This is a genomic window from Streptomyces mirabilis, from assembly GCF_039503195.1.
GTDB classification, from domain to species: Bacteria; Actinomycetota; Actinomycetes; order Streptomycetales; family Streptomycetaceae; genus Streptomyces; species Streptomyces mirabilis_D.
Genome location: NZ_JBCJKP010000001.1, coordinates 3,461,572 through 3,482,763 on the forward strand (window position 1 = coordinate 3,461,572; position 21,192 = coordinate 3,482,763).

Annotated in this window: 20 protein-coding genes and 1 pseudogene; 11 read left to right on the plus strand and 10 right to left on the minus strand. The window is 72.1% G+C overall.

Annotated features, from left to right (window positions below; translation table 11 throughout):
- Positions 1 to 65 precede the first annotated feature (65 nt).
- A complete protein-coding gene (gene proP / locus AAFF41_RS16315; RefSeq protein ID WP_373559476.1) occupies positions 66 to 1,445 on the plus strand; it encodes a glycine betaine/L-proline transporter ProP in 1,380 nt (459 codons plus the stop codon).
- A 55-nt stretch (positions 1,446 to 1,500) separates the two neighbouring features.
- The gene (locus AAFF41_RS16320) at positions 1,501 to 2,172 is read left to right on the plus strand and encodes an O-methyltransferase (protein WP_143613229.1); all 672 of its coding nucleotides are present in this window, start codon (positions 1,501 to 1,503) and stop codon (positions 2,170 to 2,172) included.
- A 25-nt stretch (positions 2,173 to 2,197) separates the two neighbouring features.
- Here AAFF41_RS16320 and AAFF41_RS16325 read toward each other — a convergent pair whose 3' ends face one another.
- The gene (locus AAFF41_RS16325; RefSeq protein WP_054230963.1) at positions 2,198 to 2,593 is read right to left on the minus strand and encodes an FHA domain-containing protein; all 396 of its coding nucleotides are present in this window, start codon (positions 2,591 to 2,593) and stop codon (positions 2,198 to 2,200) included.
- A gap of 137 nt (positions 2,594 to 2,730) precedes the next feature.
- On the opposite strand from AAFF41_RS16325, the gene AAFF41_RS16330 reads away from it, so the two are divergent.
- Positions 2,731 to 3,135, plus strand: a complete 405-nt coding sequence (locus AAFF41_RS16330; protein WP_054230964.1) for a DnaJ family domain-containing protein — start codon at positions 2,731 to 2,733, stop codon at positions 3,133 to 3,135.
- Between the two features lie 106 nt (positions 3,136 to 3,241).
- Here the strand turns inward: AAFF41_RS16330 and AAFF41_RS16335 are convergent, their stop codons facing one another.
- Together AAFF41_RS16335 and AAFF41_RS16340 are read right to left on the minus strand one after the other, a co-directional pair.
- Positions 3,242 to 4,054: a hypothetical protein gene (locus AAFF41_RS16335; protein WP_388405569.1), complete on the minus strand. Its 813-nt coding sequence runs from the start codon at positions 4,052 to 4,054 to the stop codon at positions 3,242 to 3,244.
- 4 nt (positions 4,055 to 4,058) lie between these two features.
- Positions 4,059 to 4,717 (minus strand): annotated as a pseudogene (locus tag AAFF41_RS16340) (hypothetical protein).
- Positions 4,718 to 4,850: 133 nt separating this feature from the next.
- On the opposite strand from AAFF41_RS16340, the gene AAFF41_RS16345 reads away from it, so the two are divergent.
- Complete coding sequence (locus AAFF41_RS16345) at positions 4,851 to 5,354, plus strand: GNAT family N-acetyltransferase (protein ID WP_319743839.1); 504 nt, start codon at positions 4,851 to 4,853, stop codon at positions 5,352 to 5,354.
- 15 nt (positions 5,355 to 5,369) lie between these two features.
- Here the strand turns inward: AAFF41_RS16345 and AAFF41_RS16350 are convergent, their stop codons facing one another.
- Positions 5,370 to 7,331 (minus strand): MDR family MFS transporter, encoded by a 1,962-nt coding sequence (locus AAFF41_RS16350; protein WP_343326299.1) that lies wholly within the window; start codon positions 7,329 to 7,331, stop codon positions 5,370 to 5,372.
- 360 nt (positions 7,332 to 7,691) lie between these two features.
- Between AAFF41_RS16350 and AAFF41_RS16355 the strand changes: the two genes are divergently transcribed.
- Complete coding sequence (locus AAFF41_RS16355; protein ID WP_343324124.1) at positions 7,692 to 8,639, plus strand: peptidoglycan-binding domain-containing protein; 948 nt, start codon at positions 7,692 to 7,694, stop codon at positions 8,637 to 8,639.
- 360 nt (positions 8,640 to 8,999) lie between these two features.
- Here AAFF41_RS16355 and AAFF41_RS16360 read toward each other — a convergent pair whose 3' ends face one another.
- The gene (locus AAFF41_RS16360) at positions 9,000 to 9,659 is read right to left on the minus strand and encodes an HAD family hydrolase (protein ID WP_319743842.1); all 660 of its coding nucleotides are present in this window, start codon (positions 9,657 to 9,659) and stop codon (positions 9,000 to 9,002) included.
- Between the two features lie 254 nt (positions 9,660 to 9,913).
- Positions 9,914 to 10,495, minus strand: coding sequence for a TMEM165/GDT1 family protein (locus AAFF41_RS16365; RefSeq protein WP_319743844.1), 582 nt, complete (start codon positions 10,493 to 10,495; stop codon positions 9,914 to 9,916).
- A 472-nt stretch (positions 10,496 to 10,967) separates the two neighbouring features.
- Between AAFF41_RS16365 and AAFF41_RS16370 the strand changes: the two genes are divergently transcribed.
- From AAFF41_RS16370 to AAFF41_RS16390, 5 genes are all read left to right on the plus strand, one after another.
- Positions 10,968 to 11,612, plus strand: a complete 645-nt coding sequence (locus AAFF41_RS16370; RefSeq protein WP_343324125.1) for an HNH endonuclease family protein — start codon at positions 10,968 to 10,970, stop codon at positions 11,610 to 11,612.
- 131 nt (positions 11,613 to 11,743) lie between these two features.
- Complete coding sequence (locus AAFF41_RS16375) at positions 11,744 to 13,408, plus strand: alkaline phosphatase D family protein (protein WP_343326300.1); 1,665 nt, start codon at positions 11,744 to 11,746, stop codon at positions 13,406 to 13,408.
- A gap of 314 nt (positions 13,409 to 13,722) precedes the next feature.
- Positions 13,723 to 15,693: an FAD/NAD(P)-binding protein gene (locus AAFF41_RS16380; RefSeq protein WP_343324126.1), complete on the plus strand. Its 1,971-nt coding sequence runs from the start codon at positions 13,723 to 13,725 to the stop codon at positions 15,691 to 15,693.
- Positions 15,694 to 15,779: 86 nt separating this feature from the next.
- Positions 15,780 to 16,235 carry a DoxX family protein gene (locus tag AAFF41_RS16385; RefSeq protein WP_319743850.1) on the plus strand — a complete coding sequence of 152 codons (456 nt, stop codon included), beginning with the start codon at positions 15,780 to 15,782 and terminating at the stop codon, positions 16,233 to 16,235.
- 297 nt (positions 16,236 to 16,532) lie between these two features.
- Positions 16,533 to 17,171: a DedA family protein gene (locus AAFF41_RS16390; protein WP_319743852.1), complete on the plus strand. Its 639-nt coding sequence runs from the start codon at positions 16,533 to 16,535 to the stop codon at positions 17,169 to 17,171.
- A gap of 67 nt (positions 17,172 to 17,238) precedes the next feature.
- Here AAFF41_RS16390 and AAFF41_RS16395 read toward each other — a convergent pair whose 3' ends face one another.
- On the minus strand, positions 17,239 to 17,472 hold the full coding sequence (locus AAFF41_RS16395; protein WP_054230973.1) for a DUF2277 domain-containing protein: 234 nt from the start codon (positions 17,470 to 17,472) through the stop codon (positions 17,239 to 17,241).
- 118 nt (positions 17,473 to 17,590) lie between these two features.
- On the opposite strand from AAFF41_RS16395, the gene AAFF41_RS16400 reads away from it, so the two are divergent.
- Complete coding sequence (locus AAFF41_RS16400; protein ID WP_319743854.1) at positions 17,591 to 18,541, plus strand: ketopantoate reductase family protein; 951 nt, start codon at positions 17,591 to 17,593, stop codon at positions 18,539 to 18,541.
- 68 nt (positions 18,542 to 18,609) lie between these two features.
- Here the strand turns inward: AAFF41_RS16400 and AAFF41_RS16405 are convergent, their stop codons facing one another.
- From AAFF41_RS16405 to AAFF41_RS16415, 3 genes are read right to left on the minus strand one after another with little or no spacing between them, the layout of a single operon-like run.
- On the minus strand, positions 18,610 to 19,200 hold the full coding sequence (locus AAFF41_RS16405; protein ID WP_319743856.1) for a hydrolase: 591 nt from the start codon (positions 19,198 to 19,200) through the stop codon (positions 18,610 to 18,612).
- 2 nt (positions 19,201 to 19,202) lie between these two features.
- The gene (locus tag AAFF41_RS16410; RefSeq protein ID WP_319743858.1) at positions 19,203 to 20,615 is read right to left on the minus strand and encodes an MFS transporter; all 1,413 of its coding nucleotides are present in this window, start codon (positions 20,613 to 20,615) and stop codon (positions 19,203 to 19,205) included.
- Positions 20,615 to 21,094 (minus strand): MarR family winged helix-turn-helix transcriptional regulator, encoded by a 480-nt coding sequence (locus tag AAFF41_RS16415; protein ID WP_319743860.1) that lies wholly within the window; start codon positions 21,092 to 21,094, stop codon positions 20,615 to 20,617. Before AAFF41_RS16415 ends, AAFF41_RS16410 begins: the two co-directional genes overlap by 1 nt.
- Positions 21,095 to 21,192 lie beyond the last annotated feature (98 nt).

Below are 21,192 nucleotides of genomic sequence, written 5' to 3' on the forward strand. Positions count from 1 at the left end.
GTGCCCCTATGGTCGCTTTTCGGCCCACTTCCGGGTGAGCCACGTCCCCGTCCCCTACGAAGGGCATGCCCTTGCCGTCCGCCACAGCAGTCACCCCCGCCGTACCCCGACCCCGGACCCCCGCGCCGCCCGAGGCCTACGTCACCGATCCGGCCCTGGTCAAACGGGCCGTCAAGGCGGCGGCCCTCGGCAACGCGATGGAGTGGTTCGACTTCGGTGTCTACAGCTACATCGCGGTGACGCTGGGCAAGGTCTTCTTCCCCTCCGGCAACCCCACCGCGCAGTTGCTGTCCACTTTCGGCGCCTTCGCCGCGGCCTTCCTCGTCCGCCCGCTCGGCGGCATGGTCTTCGGCCCGCTCGGCGACCGCGTCGGCCGCCAGAAGGTCCTCGCCCTCACCATGATCATGATGGCGGCGGGCACCTTCGCGATCGGCCTGATCCCGTCGTACGCCACGATCGGCGTCGGCGCTCCCCTGCTGCTGCTCGCGGCCCGGCTCGTCCAGGGCTTCTCCACCGGCGGCGAGTACGCGGGCGCCTCCACCTTCATCGCCGAGTACGCGCCCGACAAGAAGCGCGGCTTCTTCGGGAGCTGGCTGGAGTTCGGCACCCTCGCCGGATACATCGGCGGCGCCGGCCTGGTCACCCTCATGACCGCCTTCCTGTCCACCGAGGACCTGCTGTCCTGGGGCTGGCGCGTGCCGTTCCTGATCGCGGGCCCGATGGGGATCATCGGCCTGTATCTGCGGATGCGCCTGGAGGAGACCCCGGCGTTCGCGGCGGAACTGGCGAAGGCCTCCAAGAAGGAGGCGGACCGCCCCAAGGTGCGGCTGCGCGACATGGTCGCGGGCCAGTGGCGCGCGCTGCTGCTCTGCGTCGGCCTGGTGCTGGTCTTCAACGTCACCGACTACATGCTGCTGTCGTACATGCCGAGCTATCTGACGAGCGAGCTGAAGTACGACGAGACGCACGGCCTGCTGGTCGTCCTCGGCGTGATGGCGCTGATGATGATCGTCCAGCCCTTCGCGGGCGCGCTGACCGACCGGATCGGCCGCCGCCCGGTGATCGCCGCGGGCTGCGTCGGCTTCCTCGCCCTGTCCGTACCGGCGCTCCTGCTGATCCGCCAGGGCAGTCTGCTCGCGGTCGCGCTCGGCATGGGCGCGCTGGGCCTGCTGCTGGTCTGCTTCACCTCCGCGATGCCCGCCGCACTCCCGGCGCTCTTCCCGACCAAGGTCCGCTACGGCTCGCTGTCCATCGGTTTCAACGTCTCCGTCTCGCTCTTCGGCGGTACGACCCCGCTGGTGACCACGGCGCTCATCGGGGCGACCGGGAACATGATGATGCCCGCCTACTACATGATGGCCGCGGCCGTCGTCGGTGGCGTGGCGGTGTGGTTCATGACCGAGTCCGCGGGTCGCCCGCTGCCGGGCTCCGCGCCCGCCGTGTAGGTTGGGTCGCGGGACTAGTTAGGACATCTAACTAGGCATACGAAAGGCATGGTTCATGAGCGAGTCGCAGCTCTGGAACGAAGTCGACGACTACTTCGCCACCCTCCTCGCCCCCGCCGACGAGACCCTGACGGCGGCCCTGCGCGACAGCGACGCCGCGGGGCTGCCGCAGATCGCCGTCGCGCCGAACCAGGGCAAGCTGCTCCAGCTGCTCGCCGAGATCCAGGGCGCCCGCCGCATCCTGGAGATCGGCACCCTCGGCGGCTACAGCACCATCTGGCTGGGCCGCGCGCTCCCGGCCGACGGCAGGCTGATCACCTTCGAGTACGACGCCACGCACGCCGAGGTCGCCCGCCGCAACCTCGCCCGCGCGGGCCTCGACAAGATCACCGAGGTGCGGGTGGGCCCCGCGCTGGAGTCGCTGCCGAAGCTGGCCGAGGAGAACCCGGAGCCGTTCGACTTCGTGTTCATCGACGCCGACAAGGTGAACAACCCGCACTACGTCGAGTGGGCCCTCAAGCTCACCCGCCCCGGCAGCCTGATCGTCGTCGACAACGTCGTGCGCAGCGGGCGGGTCACCGAGGCGGGCAGCGCCGAACCGAGCGTGCGGGGCACCCGGGCCGCCCTCGAACTGATCGCCGCCCACCCGAAGTTGAGCGGTACGGCGATCCAGACGGTGGGCAGCAAGGGGTACGACGGGTTCGCGCTGGCGCGCGTGCTGGCCTGACGCCCGCTTCCCCCCTCCGGCGGGCTCAGGTCTCGTGGTAGAAACCCACGTTCACGCTGTGCGGTCCTGTGCGGTCGAGGATGACGATCTCTCCCGAACCGCCCGCGGGGAGCTTCGCCGTTCCGCCGTACGGGACGGCCTGGGTCGGCAGTCCGGCCAGCGTCAGCCGTACCTCGGCGGAGGGCTCCGGGCGTGACCCGTGCAGCCAGGTGACCTGCCAGGTACCGTCCGGGCCGCACAGGAACTCCAGGTGGACCCGGGAGACGAACAGCCAGTCGTCGGGGGTCGCGAGCCGGCACACGGCCCGGTCCCGGCCCACCCGCAGCACGGCTCCGGGGTCGCTCGGCGCGTCGGCCATCAGCATTCCGGCCGTCGCGCCAGCGTCCGCCCCGGTGACCGAGGCCATGGTGAGTTCGAGCACGTGCGCTCCTTCGAGTTCCAGCGTTCATCCGGTCCGCGGCGCTTCAACCCTCCTGGTACCGGGTGTGGTTGACGCGCCGCCGCCGCATGATAAATCTCCCGATCGTCCGATCGTGTGTCGTACGGCACAATGGACGCATGACCGAACGGAAGCCACCCGGGGTCAGCTTCGAGACCTGGGTCGACCGACAGATCCGTGAGGCGGAGGCCCGCGGCGAGTTCGCGGACCTGCCCGGTGCGGGCAGGCCGATGCCCGGCGTGACCGACACGCCGTACGACGAACTGTGGTGGATCAAGCGGAAGATGGCCCGCGAGGGGCTGTCGGTGCTGCCGCCGACGCTGGCCCTGCGCAAGGAGGCCGAGGACGCGCTCGCGGCGGCCTCGGTGGCGCCCTCCGAGCGTGTCGTGCGCCGGATCGTCGAGGACATCAACACCAAGATCCGCGAGGTCATGTTCAAGCCGCCGCCGGGACCTCCCCTCGGCCTCAAGCCGTACGACGTGGACGAGATCGTCCGGGAGTGGCGCGAGCGCCGGGCCGGATGACCCCGTCGACGGGTGAGGCCGCGCCCCGGAACATGGTCCGGGACGCGGCCTCACGGTGGCACTCGACGGTTCGGCCTCCTGACAGGTGCAGGAGTCGCTCGGTCGCCTACAGGTGCAGGAGTCGCTCGGTCACCTCGCGGTAGTCGCGCAGGGCGAGCCGCAGCTTCTCCGTGTCGGCCGTGTCGCTCTCACCGGCCGCCTGCCAGGTCGTCCGCAGGGTGCGGCGGCGCCGGGTCATGGCGTCCGTGAACTCGGTGGTCAGCTCCTCCAGGACGTGGTCCGCCTCCTCGACGGCCGCCCGCGGGCCGTCCACGAACCCACCGACGGCGTGCTGCATCCGCAACGAGTACTTGTCGCACTCGTCGTGCGACAGCAACGTCCCGTCGCCTTCCCCCTGCGGACCGGTACCGCGCTGCCCCGCGGAGGTGGGACCGCCCTGCCCGGCACGGGCCGATTCCTGCTGCCCGGCACGTGTGGGTTCACCCCGCGCTCCACCGCGGGCGAACTCCGCCTCCTCGTCGCGCCTGGATTCCGGCTGCCCGGCGCCGGTGGGGTCACCGCCCTGCCCGGCGCGGGCGGAATCCGGCTGCATGGCGCGCATGGCTTTCTGTTGCCCGGCCCGCATGTCGGCGCCCTGTCCTGCGCGGGTGTCGCGATCGTCGGCGGGCACGGTCCGCGTGTCGTCGGCCGTCGAACGGAACGGGTTCGCGGTCTCGCGGGACCCCGTCCCGCCGGGGGCCTCGACCCCGCCGGGGGCCTCGCCGGGGTCGCGGACGGCCGGGTCGGCGGGGGTGCCGGGGCCGGTCGCCCGGGCGTCCTGGGCGTGCCGGTGGACGAGGGGGTCGACGTCGCCGCGACCCGTCATCGCCTCACGACGCGGAGTGTTCTCATTGCCGTTGTCCGAAGTCATCTTCTTCACTTCCTCAACTCCCCTTCACGTGACGCCTGGTCAGTACCGACGGAACATGGGCTCGGTGGGAACGCTCGTCCGGGACGGATGCCGCGGCGGGGGCGGTGTCCTGGCGGGCGTCCTCGCGAACCGGGGCCAGCAGCTCCTCGAAGAGGGCGCGGGCCTCCACCATGGACGCGCGGAGTTCCTCCGTGCCGCCGTCGGCGCCCGCGGTGGGGGCGTACGTGGCCTGGTGGACGCGCCGGTAGCCGTGCAGATGGTGTCCGTGGTGGACGGAGAGCGCGTCGAGCTGCTCCTCGTAGCGCTCGCCGTCGGGGAAGCCGCGTGCGCCGGCCAGCTCGGCGACCAGCCGGTCCGCCTCGGCCACCGCCTCCTGGGGGAGTCGACGAAGCGCTCCTGAACGGCCCCCCAGCGGGCCGCGTACTCGTCGCGGGCCGCGGGCTCCAGCGGCCGTTCACGCAGCGAGCCGTGTCGCTTCACCCGCTCGGCGAGGTCACGCTCGGCGGCCCTGGCGTCGCCGTCGTGCTGGGCGACGGCCCGGTCGTACTCCGGCCCGAAGCGCCGCCGCAGTGTGCGCCCGCCCTGCGGCCTGCGGGCCAAAAGGATCAGCGCGGCCGCGACGACGGCGACCGCCACGATCACGATCAAAGCGATGATGAGGCCTGTGGACATGGGTGCCTTCCGGGGTTCTCGACCCGACGGGCCGGTTCGAGGACCGGGTTGCCCGGAACCCCGCACTCAAACGAATCCCTCACCGGCGCCCCGCCGAAATCCGCTTGCGAACCAGGGGCCGCGCCTCCCGACAATGACCGCCATGAACTGGACCATCGCCCCCGAGCCCTTCGACTCGTCCGTCGCCGCGGCACTGTGGCGCGCGTACTACACGGAGGTCAGCGACCGCTGGTACCTGCTGCACGAGGGGCACCCGACCGACCCCGAGGAACTGGAGCGGGAGATCGCGGCGACCCCGGGTGCCGAGTTCCAGGCGCCCGGCGGGGTGCTGCTGGTCGCGCGCTACGGGGGCGACCCCGGCGGCATGGCCGGGGTGCGGATGCTCGACGCCACGACGGGTGAGCTGAAGCGCGTGTTCGTGCGCGAGCGGTTGCGCGGACGGGGCGGCGCGGCGCTGCTGCTCACGGCGGCCGAGGAGGCGGCGCGCGGCCTGGGCGCCGAGCGGCTGATCCTCGACACCCGGGGTGACCTGGTGGAGGCACGCGCCCTGTACGCGCGGCACGGCTACGAGGAGACCGAGCCGCACAACGACGAGACCTACGCCGACCACTGGTTCACGAAGAAGCTGACGCCCTGAAGGCCGACGGAGGACTCACGCCGGTGTCTCGCGCGGATGCGTACGCGGCACCGTCCCGTCGTGCGGCCGCTCCGCGTCGGACCCGCACAGCTCGCCGTTCAGCTCCTTGACCAGCTGGGTCAGATCGGTCGGGCGGTCCGGGCCCCACCAGTCGCCGAGCAGCTCCGCCAGGGACTCCTCACGGGCCGTGGCCAGCTTCCCGGCGACCTCGCGGCCTTCGTCCGTGAGGACGAGGTCGAGCCCTTCGCGGGCGGCGAGGCGGCACTCCTCCAACTGCCGGGCCGCGGCCAGTACGACGGGCAGCGGTACGGTGCTGCGCTCGGCCAGCAGCGCGGGCTCCGCCCAGCCGTACTTCTTGATGCGCAGCAGCAGCCAGCTCGCGGCGGGCAGCAGGTCGTACCCCGCCCGCTCGGTGATCTTCTCGTAGATCTCCCGCTGACCCTCCCGGGTGCCGAGCACGGACAGCGCGCGGCACACCTCGTCGTACGACGACCGCTCCACCGGATTGGTGGCGAGCGTCTCGGTGATGTCGGGTGCCGTGACCGAACCCCGCAGCTTGTCCTCGCGCAGGAACCAGGCCAGGACGAAGCCGAGCAGGGCGACCGGGGCGGCGTACAGGAAGACGTCGGTGATCGACGAGGCGTACGCGTGCAGGACGGGCTGGCGGAGCGCGGACGGCAGGTCGGCGATGCCCTTCGGGTCGGCCTTGAGACTGTTCGGCGTGATGCCGGCGGGCAGTTGCCTTCCGCTCAGCACCGCCACCAGGTTGTCGCCGAGGCGGCTCGCGAAGACGGTGCCGAAGATGGCCACGCCGAACGAGGCGCCGATGGAGCGGAAGAAGGTGGCGCCGGAGGTGGCGACGCCCAGATCCTCGTACGAGACCGCGTTCTGCACGATCAGGACCAGGACCTGCATGACCAGGCCGAGGCCCAGGCCGAAGACGAGGAAGTACACGCTCATCTCGCCGGTGCTGCTGTGCTCGTCGAGCTTGTGGAGCAGGAGCAGACCGAGCGCCGTGACACCGGTGCCCGCGATGGGGAAGACCTTCCAGCGTCCGGTACGGCTGACGATCTGCCCGGAGACGGTCGAGGACAGCAGCAGCCCGAACACCATGGGCAGCATGTACACGCCGGACAGGGTGGGGCTCACGCCCCGGACGACCTGGAGGAAGGTCGGCAGATAGGTCATCGCGCCGAACATCGCGAAACCGACGATGAAGCTGATGACGGCGGAGAGGGAGAAGGTGCGGATGCGGAAGAGCCTCAGGGGCAGGACGGGTTCGGCCGCCCGCTGCTCCACCGCCACGAAGGCCACGGCGAGCAGGACACCGAGCACCGCGAGACCGATGATCTGCGGCGAGCTCCACCCCCAGGTGGTGCCGCCGAGCGAGGCCACGAGAACGAGACAGGTGGCGACCGCGGCGATGAGGAACGTGCCGAGGTAGTCGATGACGTGCTGGGCGGACTTCCTCGGGATGTGCAGGACCGCCGCGATCACGATGAGCGCGACCACGCCGACGGGCAGGTTGACGTAGAAGACCCAGCGCCAGCTGAGGTGCTCGGTGAACAGCCCGCCGAGCAGCGGCCCCAGCACGCTCGTCGCACCGAAGACGGCCCCGAACAGCCCCTGGTACTTGCCCCGTTCGCGCGGCGAGACGATGTCGCCGACGATCGCCATGGACAGCACGATGAGCCCACCGCCACCGAGGCCCTGAAGGGCCCGGAAGCCGATCAACTCGCCCATGTTCTGTGCCATTCCGCACAGTGCGGACCCGACGAGGAAGATCACGATCGCGGCCTGGAACAGCTTCTTCCGGCCATACTGGTCGCCGAGTTTGCCCCACAGCGGAGTGGCCGCGGTCGACGCGAGCAGATACGCGGTGACCACCCACGACAGATGTTCGAGCCCGCCCAGGTCGCTGACGATGGTGGGCAGCGCGGTCGACACGATCGTCTGGTCGAGGGCCGCCAGCAGCATGCCGAGCAGCAGCGCGCCGATCGAGACGACGACGCTGCCGTGCACCGGCGCCTCCTTGGCGTCGACGGCGGCCGCCGAGCGCCTCCGCACGGCCGACTCGTTCACACCGTACGGGGGGTCCTGCGGCGGTGCGTCCGGATCGTGCACATCACCGGGTTTCTCGCCCGTCATGCGGACCTCCCATGAGCCCCTGGGGTCTGGGTCACCCTCCATGGTGGTCGGTATGGCGGGTTATGGCCTGTTGAAGCTTGTAACGGGTGCGGAAGGCGGGATTCCGGGGGCTCCTGGGAGAAGGTGTGGTGGATGTGACTAACCTCGGGAGTTCCGAGGGGGCGAGTCTCAGGGGGAGGGACCCAACGCGTGACTGAACCGAACGGGCATGTCTGCCCCGAGTGCGCCGCGCCACGGACGCCGGACGGCACCCCGTCCTGCGCCTGCACGCGGCGCGCGTCCGACGCCCTGCGCGACGCGCGCACCGCGGAGGCGGCAGCGGCGGAGGACTTCGATCCCCTGCGCATCCGCCCGTACGTGGACCTGACGGCGGACGAGTCCGCCCCCGCCACCATGCGCCTGCGTACGGTGCCGTCGGAGGCCCTCACCGCCGTACAACACGTCTACTCCGCGAACGAGACCCCGTACCCACCGCCGGAACCAGCCCCACTCCCCCTCTCGGAGGAACCTCCCCGGCGCCGACGGCGTACGGCTCTGCTGGCCGTGACCGGGGCCGCGGTGGCGGTCGTGGCGGCGGCGGGGTTCGCGAGCGGGCTGTTCTCCTACGACGCCCCCGCACGGGACAGGGCGCTGCCGGACGACGTACGGGCGAGCGTCCCGGACCCGTCACCGACGCCGCCGTCGACGCCGCCGTCCCCGTCGCCGCGATCGAGCTCGGAGTCGGCCCCCGAAGGCACCACGTCCCCCACGACCACGGCACCCCCCTCACCCAGCGGAAGTCCGACACGCTCGGCGTCGGCGTCGGCGACGCGATCACAGCCGCCCGCCCCCGCGCAGTCACCTGCACCCACACCCACGCCCACCGCGGCTGCCTCGTTGGCGCCGGGCCAGGGCTCCACGGGCGATCAGCCCGCCCAGACCCTGCGCCGCGGCGACCAGGGCCCCGAGGTCACCGAACTCCAACTGCGCCTGCGCCAGTTGTCCCTCTACACCGGCCGGGCCGACGGCACGTACTCCGGCCAGGTCGAGGACGCGGTACGCCGCTACCAGTGGGCCCGTGGCATCACGGACGACAAGTCCGGGGTGTACGGAGCGGCGACGCGGGCGAGCCTGGAGGGCGAGACACGGACGCCGTAGGGGTTCGGTGGATACGCCGGCTGCGGCCCGGCGGGGGTTGCTCGCGCAGTTCCCCGCGCCCCTGAGGCGGGGGCTTCGCCCCGCATCCCTCGCGCCCCTTGAGAGCGCTGGCGCGCGCCTTGCAGTCCGTCCGGTGTTTGAGGACGAGGCCGTTGAGACCGATGGGGGCCTGGGGCGCAGCCCCGGCCCCTCAGGGGCGCGGGGAACTGCGCGATCGGCCCCCACCGGCCCGCAGCCGACGAACCCACCGGGGGGTCTGGGGGCGGAGCCCCCAGGTCGAGGATGATGGGGGTCCCCCTGCTCGAGCGAAGCCGAGAGCTTGGGGGAGGGCAGGGGCGGCGGGGGCGGGGAAAACGGGTGTCAGCCGACGTGCAGGCGTATCGTCCCGCCCCCGACAACCTCCACCCGCACCTGTGTCAGATCACGCACGACGACATCCGGCCGATGAAAGCCGGCCCGGGCCCCCACCCCGACCACCCGCATCCCGGCCCCCCGCCCAGCAGAAATCCCGGCCCCCGAGTCCTCGAAGACCACACAGTCCTCAGGCGCCACACCCAACTCGGCAGCACCCTTCAGAAAACCCTCCGGATCAGGCTTGCTCGCACCGACGGACTCCGCGGTGACCCGCACATCCGGCAGCCCCAGCCCGGCGGCAGCCATCCGCGCCGTGGACAGCCCCACATCCGCGGAGGTGACAAGGGCGTGCGGCACACCCTCCAGCGAGGCAAGAAACTCCGCGGCACCCGCAATCGCGACGACCCCGTCCATGTCCGCGGTCTCCTCGGCGAGCATGCGCGCGTTGTCGGCGTAGTTCTGCTCCATGGGCCGGTTCGGCAGCAGCACCGCCATCGACGCGTACCCCTGCCGCCCGTGGACGACCTTCATGACCTCGTCCCCGTCCAGACCGTGCCGCTCGGCCCAGCGGCGCCAGCAGCGCTCGACCACGGCGTCCGAGTTGACGAGGGTGCCGTCCATGTCGAGCAGGAGGGCGCGGGCGGTCAGAACGGTGGTGGCCGTCATCGGCAGGCTCCAGAGCATGGGGGAAGGGGCCGGGGGCGTCCCTTGGATCAGCACCGGGTCCCCCGGGGGACAAGGCGGCCCCGCCCGCCGGTCAGGGAGTGCGGACGGGAGCCACTTTGTTTCTCTACGATACAAAACGAGAGGGGCCGGCGCCACCACCTCCGACCAGGGCGAGCGCCGGACCCTTCGACGGCACCCCGACGGACGAGCGTCGGGCCCTGCGGCGACACCCCGACGAGCGGGGCGCCAGTGGCTCAGGCCGCCACCGCCTCGTACAGACTCCAGACCCCCAGCGCCAGCATGAGCATGGCCGCGACCTTGGTGATGAGCTCCAGCGGAACCCGCTTCATCAGGGCCTTGCCGCCGACGATGCCGAGTCCGGCCACCGCCCAGAGCGCGAGCACCGCACCGAGACCGACCGAGAGCGGGTCGTCGTAGCGGGCCGCGAGGTTCGCCGTCATGATCTGCGTGAGGTCACCGAACTCGGCGACCAGGATGAGCATGAAGCCCGCCCCCGAGACCTTCCAGAAACTCTGGTTCGCGGGATCGCGGATCTCCTCCTCGCCCTCGCCCTTCTTCAGGAGCAGCACGGCGGCACCGGCGAGGAACAGCACACCCGTGATCGCGTGCACGATCCGCTGCGGCAGCAGGGTCAGCGCACTGCCCGCGGCGACGGCGAGCACGACGTGCACGGCGAAGGCGGTGGCGACGCCCGCGAAGACGTACGAGGCGCGATAGCGAGTGCCGAGGACGAGCCCGGCGAGCGCGGTCTTGTCCGGCAGCTCGGCGAGGAAGACGACGCCGAAGACGAGCGCCATCACGGTGATGCTGATCAAAATCCCTCAATCGGTCGGGGCTGCCCCACCGAGAGTGCTGTGACTGCTACGCGACACCTCGGCACGGCAGCACACATCGGCGTCCGCACGAGGACGTACGCGCGGACAGTGCACTGCTCTGCCGAAGGTCTCGCTGGCCGACCGTGACGGTCTGCCTCCGGGCGCCGGCTCAGACGAGCTGAGCAGTATGTCGACGGTCCGGCGAAGAGCTACTCCCCTTCTGCGCCACCCATCGTACGGGATGACGAAACGAGCCGGACAGGGCCAAAGGTCCCGAGCCCCCCGGGGCCGGCCACACCGCCGCGCCCTCGGAGCCCACCTTCCCCGATCCACAGAAACCGATTACCCGGAAGCCCTTGGCATGTCATGCGCACGTCACTAGTTTCTTACCTGCCTCACACCTTCCGGAAATGCGCCACCGCGAGCATGGGCCCGCTCGCCCCCAACGTCCCCCCACCTCAAGGGAGTTCGCATGCCAAAGGTCTACGCGCGTCGACGGCTGAGCATACTCGCGGCCTTCACCGGCCTGATAGCCATGGTCGGGATTTTCAACGGCCCGACCGCCTCCGCCGCGCTCCCCACCCCGGTCAGCGCCGCCACCGCGCGCACCTACCTCGCCTCGCTCACCGTGGCGGCGGAGAACCGCACCGGCTACAGCCGGGACCTGTTCCCCACCTGGATCACCATCAGCGGCACCTGCAACACCCGTGAGTACGTCCTCAAGCGCGACGGTTCGAACGTCGTCACCGACTCCGCCTGCACCGCCACCAGCGGCACCTGGTACTCGGTCTACGACGGCGCCACCTGGACCGCCGCCTCCGACCTGGACATCGACCACCTCGTCCCGCTCGCCGAGGCCTGGGACTCCGGCGCCAGCGCCTGGACCACGGCCCAGCGCCAGGCCTTCGCCAACGACGTGACCCGTCCGCAGCTCATCGCCGTCACGGACAACGTGAACCAGCAGAAGAGCGACCAGGACCCGGCCGAGTGGATGCCCCCGCTCAACTCCTACGCCTGCACCTACGTCCGCGCCTGGGTCCAGGTGAAGTACTACTACAACCTCAAGGTCGACTCGGCGGAGAAGAGCAAGCTCAGCTCGGTCCTCAGCGGCTGCTGATCCCCCGCACCTCTCCCCCCACGGATCCCCACCGGTCCCCTCCCCCCACGGAAACCGGCGCAGTTCCCGGAACCTCCCCGCTCCTCTCCGTCGTTCCGTACCGTACGGGGCGACGGAGAGGGGTGATCACCTTGGCGGAGCTGCGCCTGGGACCGCTGTTGAGGTACGTCGACGGCTCGTCCGCGACCTTCTGGGTCGAGGCGAGCCGTCCGTGCACCGCCGAGGTGCGCTGCGCCGACGGCGCCCGCGGCTCGGCCCGCACCTTCCAAGTCGCCGGGCACCACTACGCGTTGGTGCCGGTGAGCGGTCTGACCCCGGGCACGGACACCGCCTACGAGGTAGTGCTGGACGGCGTCGGTGTCTGGCCGCTGCCCGGCTCCCCCTTCCCGCCCTCCGTCGTCCGCACCCCGGGCGAGGAGGACGCCGTCCGTGTCACCTTCGGCTCCTGCCGCTGGGCCGCGCCGCCCGCCGACGAGAAGGACCCGGTCGGGCCCGACGCGCTGGACACACTCGCGGCCCGTATCGCGGGCGAGCCCGGGAGCGAACGGCCGGACGTCCTGATCCTGTTGGGCGACCAGGTGTACGCCGACGAGACCTCGAAGGCCACCCAGCGCTGGCTCGCCGCCCGCCGCAACCTCGCGGACCCCCCGGGCGACCAGGTCGCGGACTACGAGGAGTACACCCGCCTCTACTACGAATCCTGGCTCGACCCGGAAGTGCGCTGGCTGCTGTCGACCGTGCCGAGCTGCATGATCTTCGACGACCACGACGTCATCGACGACTGGAACACCAGCGCCTCCTGGCTCGCCGACATGCGGGCCACGGCGTGGTGGCGCGAGCGGCTGCTGAGCGGACTGATGTCGTACTGGGTCCACCAGCACCTCGGCAACCTCTCACCGCGCGAACTCGCCGAGGACGCCCTGTACGCCGCCGTCCGCGAGACCCCCGACGGCACCGACGTGCTGAGCGCCTTCGCCGCCCAGTCCGACGCCGACCCGGCCTCCGCCCGCTGGAGCTACCGCCGCGACTTCGGCCGCGTACGGCTGCTGATGGTGGACACCCGGGCGGCCCGCGTGCTGGCCGAGGACCGGCGGGCGATGCTGGACGCGGGCGAGGAGCGGTGGCTGCGCGAGCAGGCGCTGGACGCGCCGGGCTCCTGCGACCACCTCCTGATCGGCACCTCACTGCCCTGGCTGCTCCCCCACCTCGTGCACGACGCCGAGGCGTGGGACGCCGCCCTGTGCCGGGGTGAACGGGGCGCGCGCTGGGCCCGGTTCGGGGAGAGGCTGCGCCGCCGGGCCGACCTCGAGCACTGGGCGGCCTTCCCCGCGTCCTTCGCCGCGCTCGCGGGGCTGATCGCCGAGGCCGGTTCCGGACCGGACGCCCCGGCGACGGTGTCCGTGCTGTCCGGAGACGTCCACCACGCCTACATCGCCGAGCCCCAGTGGCCTTCCGGGACCCCTGGGACACCCTCCCCCCGTTCCCCCGACGCCCGCGTCCTCCAGCTGACCTGCTCCCCCGTCCACAACTCCATCCCCCTGTCCATAAGGCTCGGCTTCCGCTTCGGGTGGAGCGCGGTCGGCCGGGCGATCGGGCGCCGGTTCGCCCGGCACGGCAAGTGCGACCGGCCGCCCGTCGACTGGCGCAAGACGGGCGGCCCTTGGTTCGGCAACCAGCTCATGACCCTGACCCTGCACGGACGTTCGGCCCGGCTGCGGCTGGAACAGGCGCGGGCGGGGAAGGGCGGGGGCGCCGCCCGGCTGCGGACGGTCACGGAGTCCGAGATCGCTTCGTGAGCCTCCAGGTCGCGCGCGGTCATGCACTGTCGCCCACGGACGTCCTCTGCCGTCCCTTGTCGTCCCCTGCCGCCCCTTGTCGTCTTCTGTCGTCCTCCACCGTCCCCTGTCGTTCACAACACGCTTGTGAAGCAAGCGTGATGGCCGTGCGAGAGGTGCGTGAGGGCCGCGTGAGATACCCGTGACGCATCCCACAGCGGGCGGCGATCCCCCCGCGCGGGGCTCGGTTCGGGTTCTCGCCGACGGCATGATGAGGCGGACCGTCCGCTTCCAGGGGACCTTCCCGTGGAGCTCCCAGCAGGCGGTTCGCCGTCATGCGCCCTCCATGCCCGGGAGTCACACCTTTGTCTGCAGTGAGCGCCACGCCCTCCGGGTCCGGGACCACCCCTGCCGTCGATGTGTCCCTCGCCGTCGTCGGCGCGGGACCGCGGGGCACCAGCGTCCTTGAACGCCTGTGCGCCTCCGCGCCGGAGCTGCTCCCGCCCGGAGCGCGGCTGACGGTCCACATGGTCGACCCGTCGCCGCCGGGCCCCGGCCGCGTCTGGCGCACCGCGCAGTCGCCGCATCTGCTGATGAACACCGTGGCCTCGCAGGTGACCCTCTTCACCGACGACAGCGTGGACTGCTCGGGTCCGGTCCGCCCCGGGCCGAGCCTGCACATCTGGGCGGGCGGCGAGCTGGGCCCGGACGACTACCCGACCCGCGCGCACTACGGTCGCTACCTGGAGTGGGTGTTCGCCGAGGTGGTGCGCGGGGCGCCGCCCGGCGTGCGCGTCGAGGTGCACCCCGCGCGCGCGGTACGGCTCGACGACGACCCCGACGGCCGGCAGACCCTCACCCTCGACAACGGGCGCGCCCTGCCGGAACTGTCCGCGGTCGTCCTCGCCCAGGGCCATCTGCCGGCGGCCCCGGACCGCGCCCAACGCGACCTCACGGCGTACGCCGAACGGCACGGCCTGCGCCACATCCCGCCCGCCAACCCGGCGGACGTCGACCTCTCCGCCGTCGCCCTCGCGCCCGGCGAAGGCGTCCTGCTGCGCGGGCTCGGTCTCAACTTCTTCGACCACATGGCCCTGCTCACGACGGGCCGCGGCGGCCGTTTCACCCGCACCGCCGAGGGCCTGCGCTACCTCCCCTCCGGCCGCGAGCCCCGTCTGTACGCGGGCTCGCGCCGCGGTGTCCCGTACCAGGCCCGCGGGGACAACGCGAAAGGCCCCTACGGCCGCCACCTCCCCCTCGTCCTCACCGACGAGGTCATCGCCGGCTTCCGCAAGCGCGCCGACTCCGGTGAGGCGCCGGACTTCCTGGGCGAGATATGGCCGCTGATCGCCAAGGAGGTGGAGACGGTCTACTACGAGGGGGTGTGCGCCGGGCGGTGGGAGCGTCCGAGGCTGCTGGAGTTCAGGGACCGTTTCCTCGCCACCCCGCACCGGAGCCCTCAAGAGGTCGGCGTCCTCGACGAGTTCGGCGTCCCGGAGGGCGAGCGTTGGTGCTGGGACCGCGTTTCGCGCCCGTACGCCGGCCGCGACTTCGCCACGCCCGGCGCCTGGCGCTCCTGGCTGCTGGCGCATCTGCGCGAGGACGCCGAGCAGGCCGCGCTCGGGAACGTCGACGGCCCCCTGAAGGCCGCCCTGGACGTCCTGCGCGACCTGCGCAACGAGGTGCGGCGGATCGTGGACCACGGGGGCCTGCCGGGCGGCTCCCGGCGTGACCACCTGGACCGCTGGTACACACCGCTCAACGCCTTCCTCTCCATCGGGCCGCCCCGCCGCCGCGTCGAGGAGATGGCCGCGCTGATCGAGGCGGGTGTCCTGGACGTGCTGGGCCCCCGGCTGGAGGTGCGGGCCGAGGACGGGGCGTGGGTCGCGCACTCCCCCGACGTGCCGGGTTCGACCGTGCGCGCGACGACGCTGATAGAGGCGCGACTGCCGGAACCGGACCTCCGGCGGACGGGCGACGAGCTGCTCACCCGGCTGCTCAGGACGGGCGCGTGCCGCCCGCACACGAGCGACGGTTACGAAACCGGAGGGCTGGACGTATCACCGCGCCCCTACCGTCTGATTGACCGTCAAGGTCGCACGCACGCAAAGCGGTTCGCCTTCGGAGTGCCCACGGAGGGCGTGCACTGGGTGACCGCGGCCGGGGCCCGGCCGGGTGTGGATTCGGTCACGCTTTCGGACGCCGACGCGGTGGCGCGAGCCGCGCTACGTGCGGCGACAGCGGAAACGGAAGCCCAAGCGGAACCCGGAGCATGGCTAAATGTTGAACTTGCAAGCATTGATTAGGTTCACCTAACGTTGGTGACTCACTCGGTTCCGCCCCCAGGATCCGGTTCCCCCACGGGCCGGACCAGACCGAAGGAGTCCCCCACATGACCGACCGCCTCAACAGCGCTCAGCCGTACGCCATCGGCCTGTTCCGCATCGTCATGGGCCTGCTCTTCGCCGTGCACGGCGCCGCCTCACTCTTCGGTGTGCTCGGCGGCGCGGCCGGCACCGACGGCGGCTCCATCCCGTCCGGCACCTGGCCGGGCTGGTACGCGGCCGTGATCCAGCTCGTCGGCGGCGCCCTGGTGCTGCTGGGCCTCGGCACCCGCGGCGCGGCGTTCATCGCGTCGGGCTCGATGGCGTACGCGTACTTCGACGTGCACCAGTCGATGGCCCTGTGGCCGATCCAGAACGGCGGCGAGCTCTCCGTGCTGTTCTGCTGGACCATGCTGCTGCTGGTCTTCACCGGCTCCGGCGCGCTCGGCCTCGACCGTCTCTTCGCCGGGCGCACCGCCGCGTCCCGTGCGGACGAGCGTGCCTCGGAGCCCGTCGCGGCCTGACCCGGACGCCACCCGGCCCGGCGCCCACCTCCCCTCACCCGGAGGTGGGCGCCGGACCGTACCGCGCTTTCTCAGGCCGTCCCGTACCGCCCTCTCCAGCGTGAGCCGGGTCCGCGAGGTGCCGGCAGACCCCGCCCGCCGCGGCCGGACTCGCTCCCGCCGGGAGGAGCACATGAACCCCCAGTGACCCTCCTGTCACACCCGCCGCGTACGCTGTATGGCTGTCACAGGCCGCCTGCCGCTCCCCCGCGACGTAGCGGCGAGGTCGTGCCAACGGGGGAGTACAGGGGAGTTTCGGTGTTGGAGAGTGTGGGGCCGCTGACGGGCAGCCCATGGATCTACGCGGCGGTGGCCGTCTCGGTCCTGCTGGACGTCTTCCTGCCGGTCCTGCCGAGCGGCGTCCTCGTCATCACGGCGGCCACGGCAGCGGCGGCGGGCTCCTCCGCGGGGGCCGCCGTCGGGCAGGCGGTCCCCAACATCCTGGCGCTCACCCTCTCCGCGGCCACCGCCTCGGTCCTCGGCGACCTGGTGGCCTACCGGCTGGCCTGGCGCGGCGGCGAACGCCTGGACCGGGCCATAGCCCGCTCGCGCCGGCTGTCCAGCGCGCAGGAACGCCTCGGCGCGGTCCTCGCGCGCGGCGGCGGCGCCCGGGGCGCGCTGGTCGTCCTCGCCCGCTTCGCGCCCGCCGGACGCTCCGTCGTCTCACTCGGCGCGGGCGCGGCCCACCGCCGGGTCCGCGAGTTCCTGCCGTGGTCGATCGTGGCGGGCCTGGCCTGGGCCGCCTACAGCGTCGCCCTCGGCTACTTCGGCGGCCAGTGGCTGGGCGCGAGCTGGTTCGCGACCGGGGTGTCGTTCCTGGCGCTGTTCGGCGCGGGGGCGGGCGCGGCGTACCTGATGCGCCGTCCCGAACCCCAGGAGTCGGCCACCGGCGCCTGACCCACGGACCTGCGGACCCGCGGACGCGCAGACCTGCGGACGCACAGACCTGCGGACGCGCGGGGTGCTATCCGGCGCGCTGCGGCTGAGCGGCTCCCCTTACCTCCAGGCCGTCCAGCAGTTCGGCCGTGGCGGCGGCGATCGCCTCGACCGCTCGGTCGAACACCTCACGGTTGTGGGCGGCCGGGGCGCGGAATCCGGACACCTTGCGGACGTACTGGAGGGCGGCGGCCCGGATCTCCTCCTCGGTGGCCTCTTCGGGGAGCACGGGCGGGCGGAGTGTCTTGATGCTGCGGCACATGCGTCCAGTCTCGCGCACACCTGTGGGAACCCGGGGCGTCGGTCCTGTTGCCGCAGCGGGATGATCTACGTCGAGGCGGCCACCTTCCGGGGCCGACCGACGAGAGGATCGAACAGCCATGACGAAGGACCAGTCGAAGGAACAGGCGGACGAACGGACCGAGGAACGGTCGACCGTGGCCGTACTGGGCCCGGGCGGCGTCGGCGGGCTGCTGGCGGCGCTGGTGGCCCGGGCCGGACACCGGGTGATCTGTCTGGCCGGGGACGAAACGGCGCGGGCGCTGCGCACGGACGGCATCCGCGTCCGCAGCGGCCGGTTCGGGGACTTCACGGCGGCGGTGGAGGCCGACACCGAACTGCGCGAACCGGTCGACGCCTGCCTGATCACCGTCAAGCACACGGCGCTGGACGCGGCCCTGGAGCGGGTACGGCCGGAAGTGCTCGGCGACGGCCTGCTGGTCCCGTTCCTGAACGGTGTCGAACACCCCGCGACGCTGCGCGCCCGCTACGGCGCCGCCCGTGTCGCCCCCGCCGTCATCCGCGTCGAGTCGACCCGGACCGCACCCGGGGTCATCGAACACGGCAGCCCCTTCGCCGAGATCGACCTGACCGGGGAGAGCGTGCCGCGCGGCCGACTTGAGGCGCTGGCCGGGGTGTTGGGGTCGGCCGGCCCCGCCGTCCGCGTGCTGGACGACGAGGCGGCGACGCTGTGGGCGAAGATGTCGTTCCTCGCGCCGTTCGCGCTGCTGACGACCCGTTACGGGGTACCGCTGGGCGAGGTCCGTACGCGCCACCGCGAGGAGTTGACGGCCCTGGTGGCGGAGACGGCCGCCGTCAGCCGGGCGTGCGGCGCCCCGGCGGACCCGGCCGTGGCCCTCGCCCGCTACGACGCCTTCCCGCCGGACACCAAGTCCTCCATGCAGCGCGACGCCGAGGCGGGCCGTCCGCTCGAACTGGACGCGATCGGCGGCGCGTTGCTGCGGGCCGCGGACCGGCACGGGGTGGCCGTGCCGGTGGCGCGGGGGCTGGTGCGGGAGTTGGAGGAGCCGGAGGGCAACCGCCGCCACTGACCCCGGCTACAGCTCACCCCGACTCCCGACTACGGTTCACCCCGACGACGGTTCACCCGACGCGCGGCTCAGGCGTGGGTCTTGGCCAGCACTTCCAGGATCTCGTCCGTCGTACCCGTCTCACCGAGACGGGGGAAGATCCGCTCGACGCTGTTGCGGTGGGTGTCGGCGTCGATGTCGGACATCGCGTCGGTCGCCAGGGTGACGTGGTATCCGTGCTCGTGGGCGGCGCGGGCACTGGACTCGACGCCGATGCTGGTGGCGATGCCGACCAGCACGATCTGGGTGATCCCGCGGCGACGCAGCTGCAGGTCGAGGTCGGTGCCGTAGAACGCGCCCCAGTTCCGCTTGGTGACGACGATGTCCTCCGGGTGACCGGCGAGCTCGTCGACGAGGACGTCCCAGCCCTCCGGCCAGACACGGGGGGCGCGGGCGGGGCCGTCGATGCGCCCGGGGACGCCGTCCGCGCCGTGGGCGGCGGCGGTGACCCGGACGAGGACGACGGGGAGGCTCTGCTCACGGAACGCGTCCGCGAGCCGGGCCGCCCGCTCCACGACCTCGGCGGCCGGGTGCGGGGCGAGGCCGGGGTTTCCGGCGATGCCGTTCTGCAGGTCGATGACGACGAGCGCGGTCTTCGGGTCGAGCGTGGTGACAGCCATGGTCAGGCCTTTCGGGGGGTGGAGGGCGCGAGGGAGCGCAGGGATCGGTCGAGCAGGGTCACCGCCAGGAGCAGCGTGGCTCCGGCGAGCATGAAGAGGGCCAGGTCGTGCAGGCCCCCGGTGTCGGCGCCATGGGGGAAGACGGCCGCGTCGGCGGCGGAGGCGACCATCGCGCCGAGGTACATGAAGGTGCGCAGGAGGCCGGCCGCGGAGCCCATGCGGGCGGGGTCGGCCTGCCGGTAGAGGGCGTTCTGGTTGGCGAGGCCGTTGAGTCCCTGCGGGATGCCCATGACGATCCCGACGGTGCCGAGCAGCCAGATCGCGCTGCCGGAGTTCGCGCCCAACAGCGCGGCACACCCGGCGATCTGCACCAGACCGCCCACGACGAGCTTGCCCCGGATCGCCTCACGGCGCCCGGTGACGGCGGAGACGGCCAGCGCGCTGAGCGACAGGGGCAGCAGTACGAGTCCGGTGCTGGCGGCGGACAGGTCCCGCCCCTCCTCCAGCCACTGCGTGAAGCCGTACAGGAACGCGTACGCCGTCGTGAAGCTGAGGAATTGACGCAGGAAGGTCGCCAGCATGGGGACGTTGCCGCCGAGCACCCGCAGATCGATGAACGGCTCCGCGACGCGAACCTCCCTCAGCGCGAAGGCCGTTGCCGCGCCACCGGCGAGGGCGAGCAGCCACCAGTGGTCGGCCCGCGGTTTCATCAGGAAGAACATGAGGGCGGCGAGCAGGCCGGCGAACAGCGCCATGCCGAGCGGATCGACGCTCCGCCTCTCCCGCCGCCCGCCCGGACTCTTCGGCAGCCGCAGCGCACCGAGGACCAGACAGGCCACCGACAGCGGCACGTTGACGAGGAAGATGGTGCGCCAGCCACCCACGCCGATCAGCAGTCCCCCCAGGGTGGGGCCGACGACGGAGACGGTCTGGGCGGAGACGGCGAGCGCGGTCAGCACTCCGGCCGGGCTGTCCCGCCCGGTGCGCTCGGCCTCACTGCGGGTGAGGCTCATGGAGGCGGGGTACGCGGCGGAGGTGCCGACTCCGAGCAGCACCCGGGCGGCGACCAGCGCGCCGAGGCTCGGAGCGAGGGCGCCGAGCAGCCCGGCGATCCCCACGAGCGCCGTCCCGATGAGATAGAGACGACGAGGTCCGTACGTGTCCACGAGCCGTCCGATGACGGGCTGCCCCACGGCGGTGGCCAGGTAGAGCCCCGTGACCAGCCAGGCCGTCTGCGCGGGCGGTGCCCCGAGCGCGGCCCCGATCGGCACCAACGCCACCGCGATCATGGCGGAGTTGATGGGGTTCAGCACGGACCCGAGGACCATCGGGGCGATCAGCCGCCGGTCGAAGGAGTCCGCGGGGCGAGGGCGCGAGGGCCGGTCGGAGCGAGCGAGTCCGGATATCTTGGGCATCACGGCCGGGTGAGCCGGTCCAGTACGGCCATGGCCTCGATGACGGTCTGCCGCTCGGCCTCCGTGCAGCGGTCCTCGAAGGCCCGGGCCAGCCACTCCGCACGGGCCTGACGGGTGCCCTCGATGCGCTCGCGCCCCGCGTCGGTGAGCGTGACCAGCTGCCGTCGGCCGTCCCCGGGGTCGGGGTTGCGCTCGATCAGCCCGTACTGGTCGAGCGCGGCGAGCGTGGCGGCCATCGACTGCGGGCGCACCCCCTCGGAGGCCGCAAGTCCACTGGCCGTCGCGGCGCCGCTCTTGCTCACCAACGTGAGCGCGGACACCTGGGAGGGGGTGAGGTCCTGCGCCTCACCCTGCGTCTCGGCGACCTCCCGGATCCGCCGGCGCAGCCGGTTGAACGCGACCCGAAGATCCCGCGCGGCACGGGCGGCGGACCCGGAGACGCCGTCGACACCTTCGGTGTCATCCCTGCTGTCGTCCATGCCCCCACGCTAAGACCTTCAGTCCAGACTGTCCAGTTCAAACTGCGCAGTCCAGGCTGAGCAAACCACCGGGCTGAGCAATGTCTGGTGATACGGGG

Bases quoted from the DNA above. Each gene is read 5' to 3' on its own strand.
- AAFF41_RS16370 (WP_343324125.1), top strand. From the start codon at position 10,968: ATGCCAAAGGTCTACGCGCGTCGACGGCTGAGCATACTCGCGGCCTTC.
- AAFF41_RS16415 (WP_319743860.1), bottom strand. From the start codon at position 21,094: ATGGACGACAGCAGGGATGACACCGAAGGTGTCGACGGCGTCTCCGGG.
- AAFF41_RS16410 (WP_319743858.1), bottom strand. From the start codon at position 20,615: ATGCCCAAGATATCCGGACTCGCTCGCTCCGACCGGCCCTCGCGCCCT.
- AAFF41_RS16400 (WP_319743854.1), top strand. From the start codon at position 17,591: ATGACGAAGGACCAGTCGAAGGAACAGGCGGACGAACGGACCGAGGAA.
- AAFF41_RS16345 (WP_319743839.1), top strand. From the start codon at position 4,851: ATGACCGCCATGAACTGGACCATCGCCCCCGAGCCCTTCGACTCGTCC.
- AAFF41_RS16385 (WP_319743850.1), top strand. From the start codon at position 15,780: ATGACCGACCGCCTCAACAGCGCTCAGCCGTACGCCATCGGCCTGTTC.
- AAFF41_RS16350 (WP_343326299.1), bottom strand. From the start codon at position 7,331: ATGCTGCTGGCGGCCCTCGACCAGACGATCGTGTCGACCGCGCTGCCC.
- AAFF41_RS16395 (WP_054230973.1), bottom strand. From the start codon at position 17,472: ATGTGCCGCAGCATCAAGACACTCCGCCCGCCCGTGCTCCCCGAAGAG.
- AAFF41_RS16360 (WP_319743842.1), bottom strand. From the start codon at position 9,659: ATGACGGCCACCACCGTTCTGACCGCCCGCGCCCTCCTGCTCGACATG.
- AAFF41_RS16405 (WP_319743856.1), bottom strand. From the start codon at position 19,200: ATGGCTGTCACCACGCTCGACCCGAAGACCGCGCTCGTCGTCATCGAC.
- AAFF41_RS16380 (WP_343324126.1), top strand. From the start codon at position 13,723: ATGCGCCCTCCATGCCCGGGAGTCACACCTTTGTCTGCAGTGAGCGCC.
- AAFF41_RS16320 (WP_143613229.1), top strand. From the start codon at position 1,501: ATGAGCGAGTCGCAGCTCTGGAACGAAGTCGACGACTACTTCGCCACC.
- proP (WP_373559476.1), top strand. From the start codon at position 66: ATGCCCTTGCCGTCCGCCACAGCAGTCACCCCCGCCGTACCCCGACCC.
- AAFF41_RS16330 (WP_054230964.1), top strand. From the start codon at position 2,731: ATGACCGAACGGAAGCCACCCGGGGTCAGCTTCGAGACCTGGGTCGAC.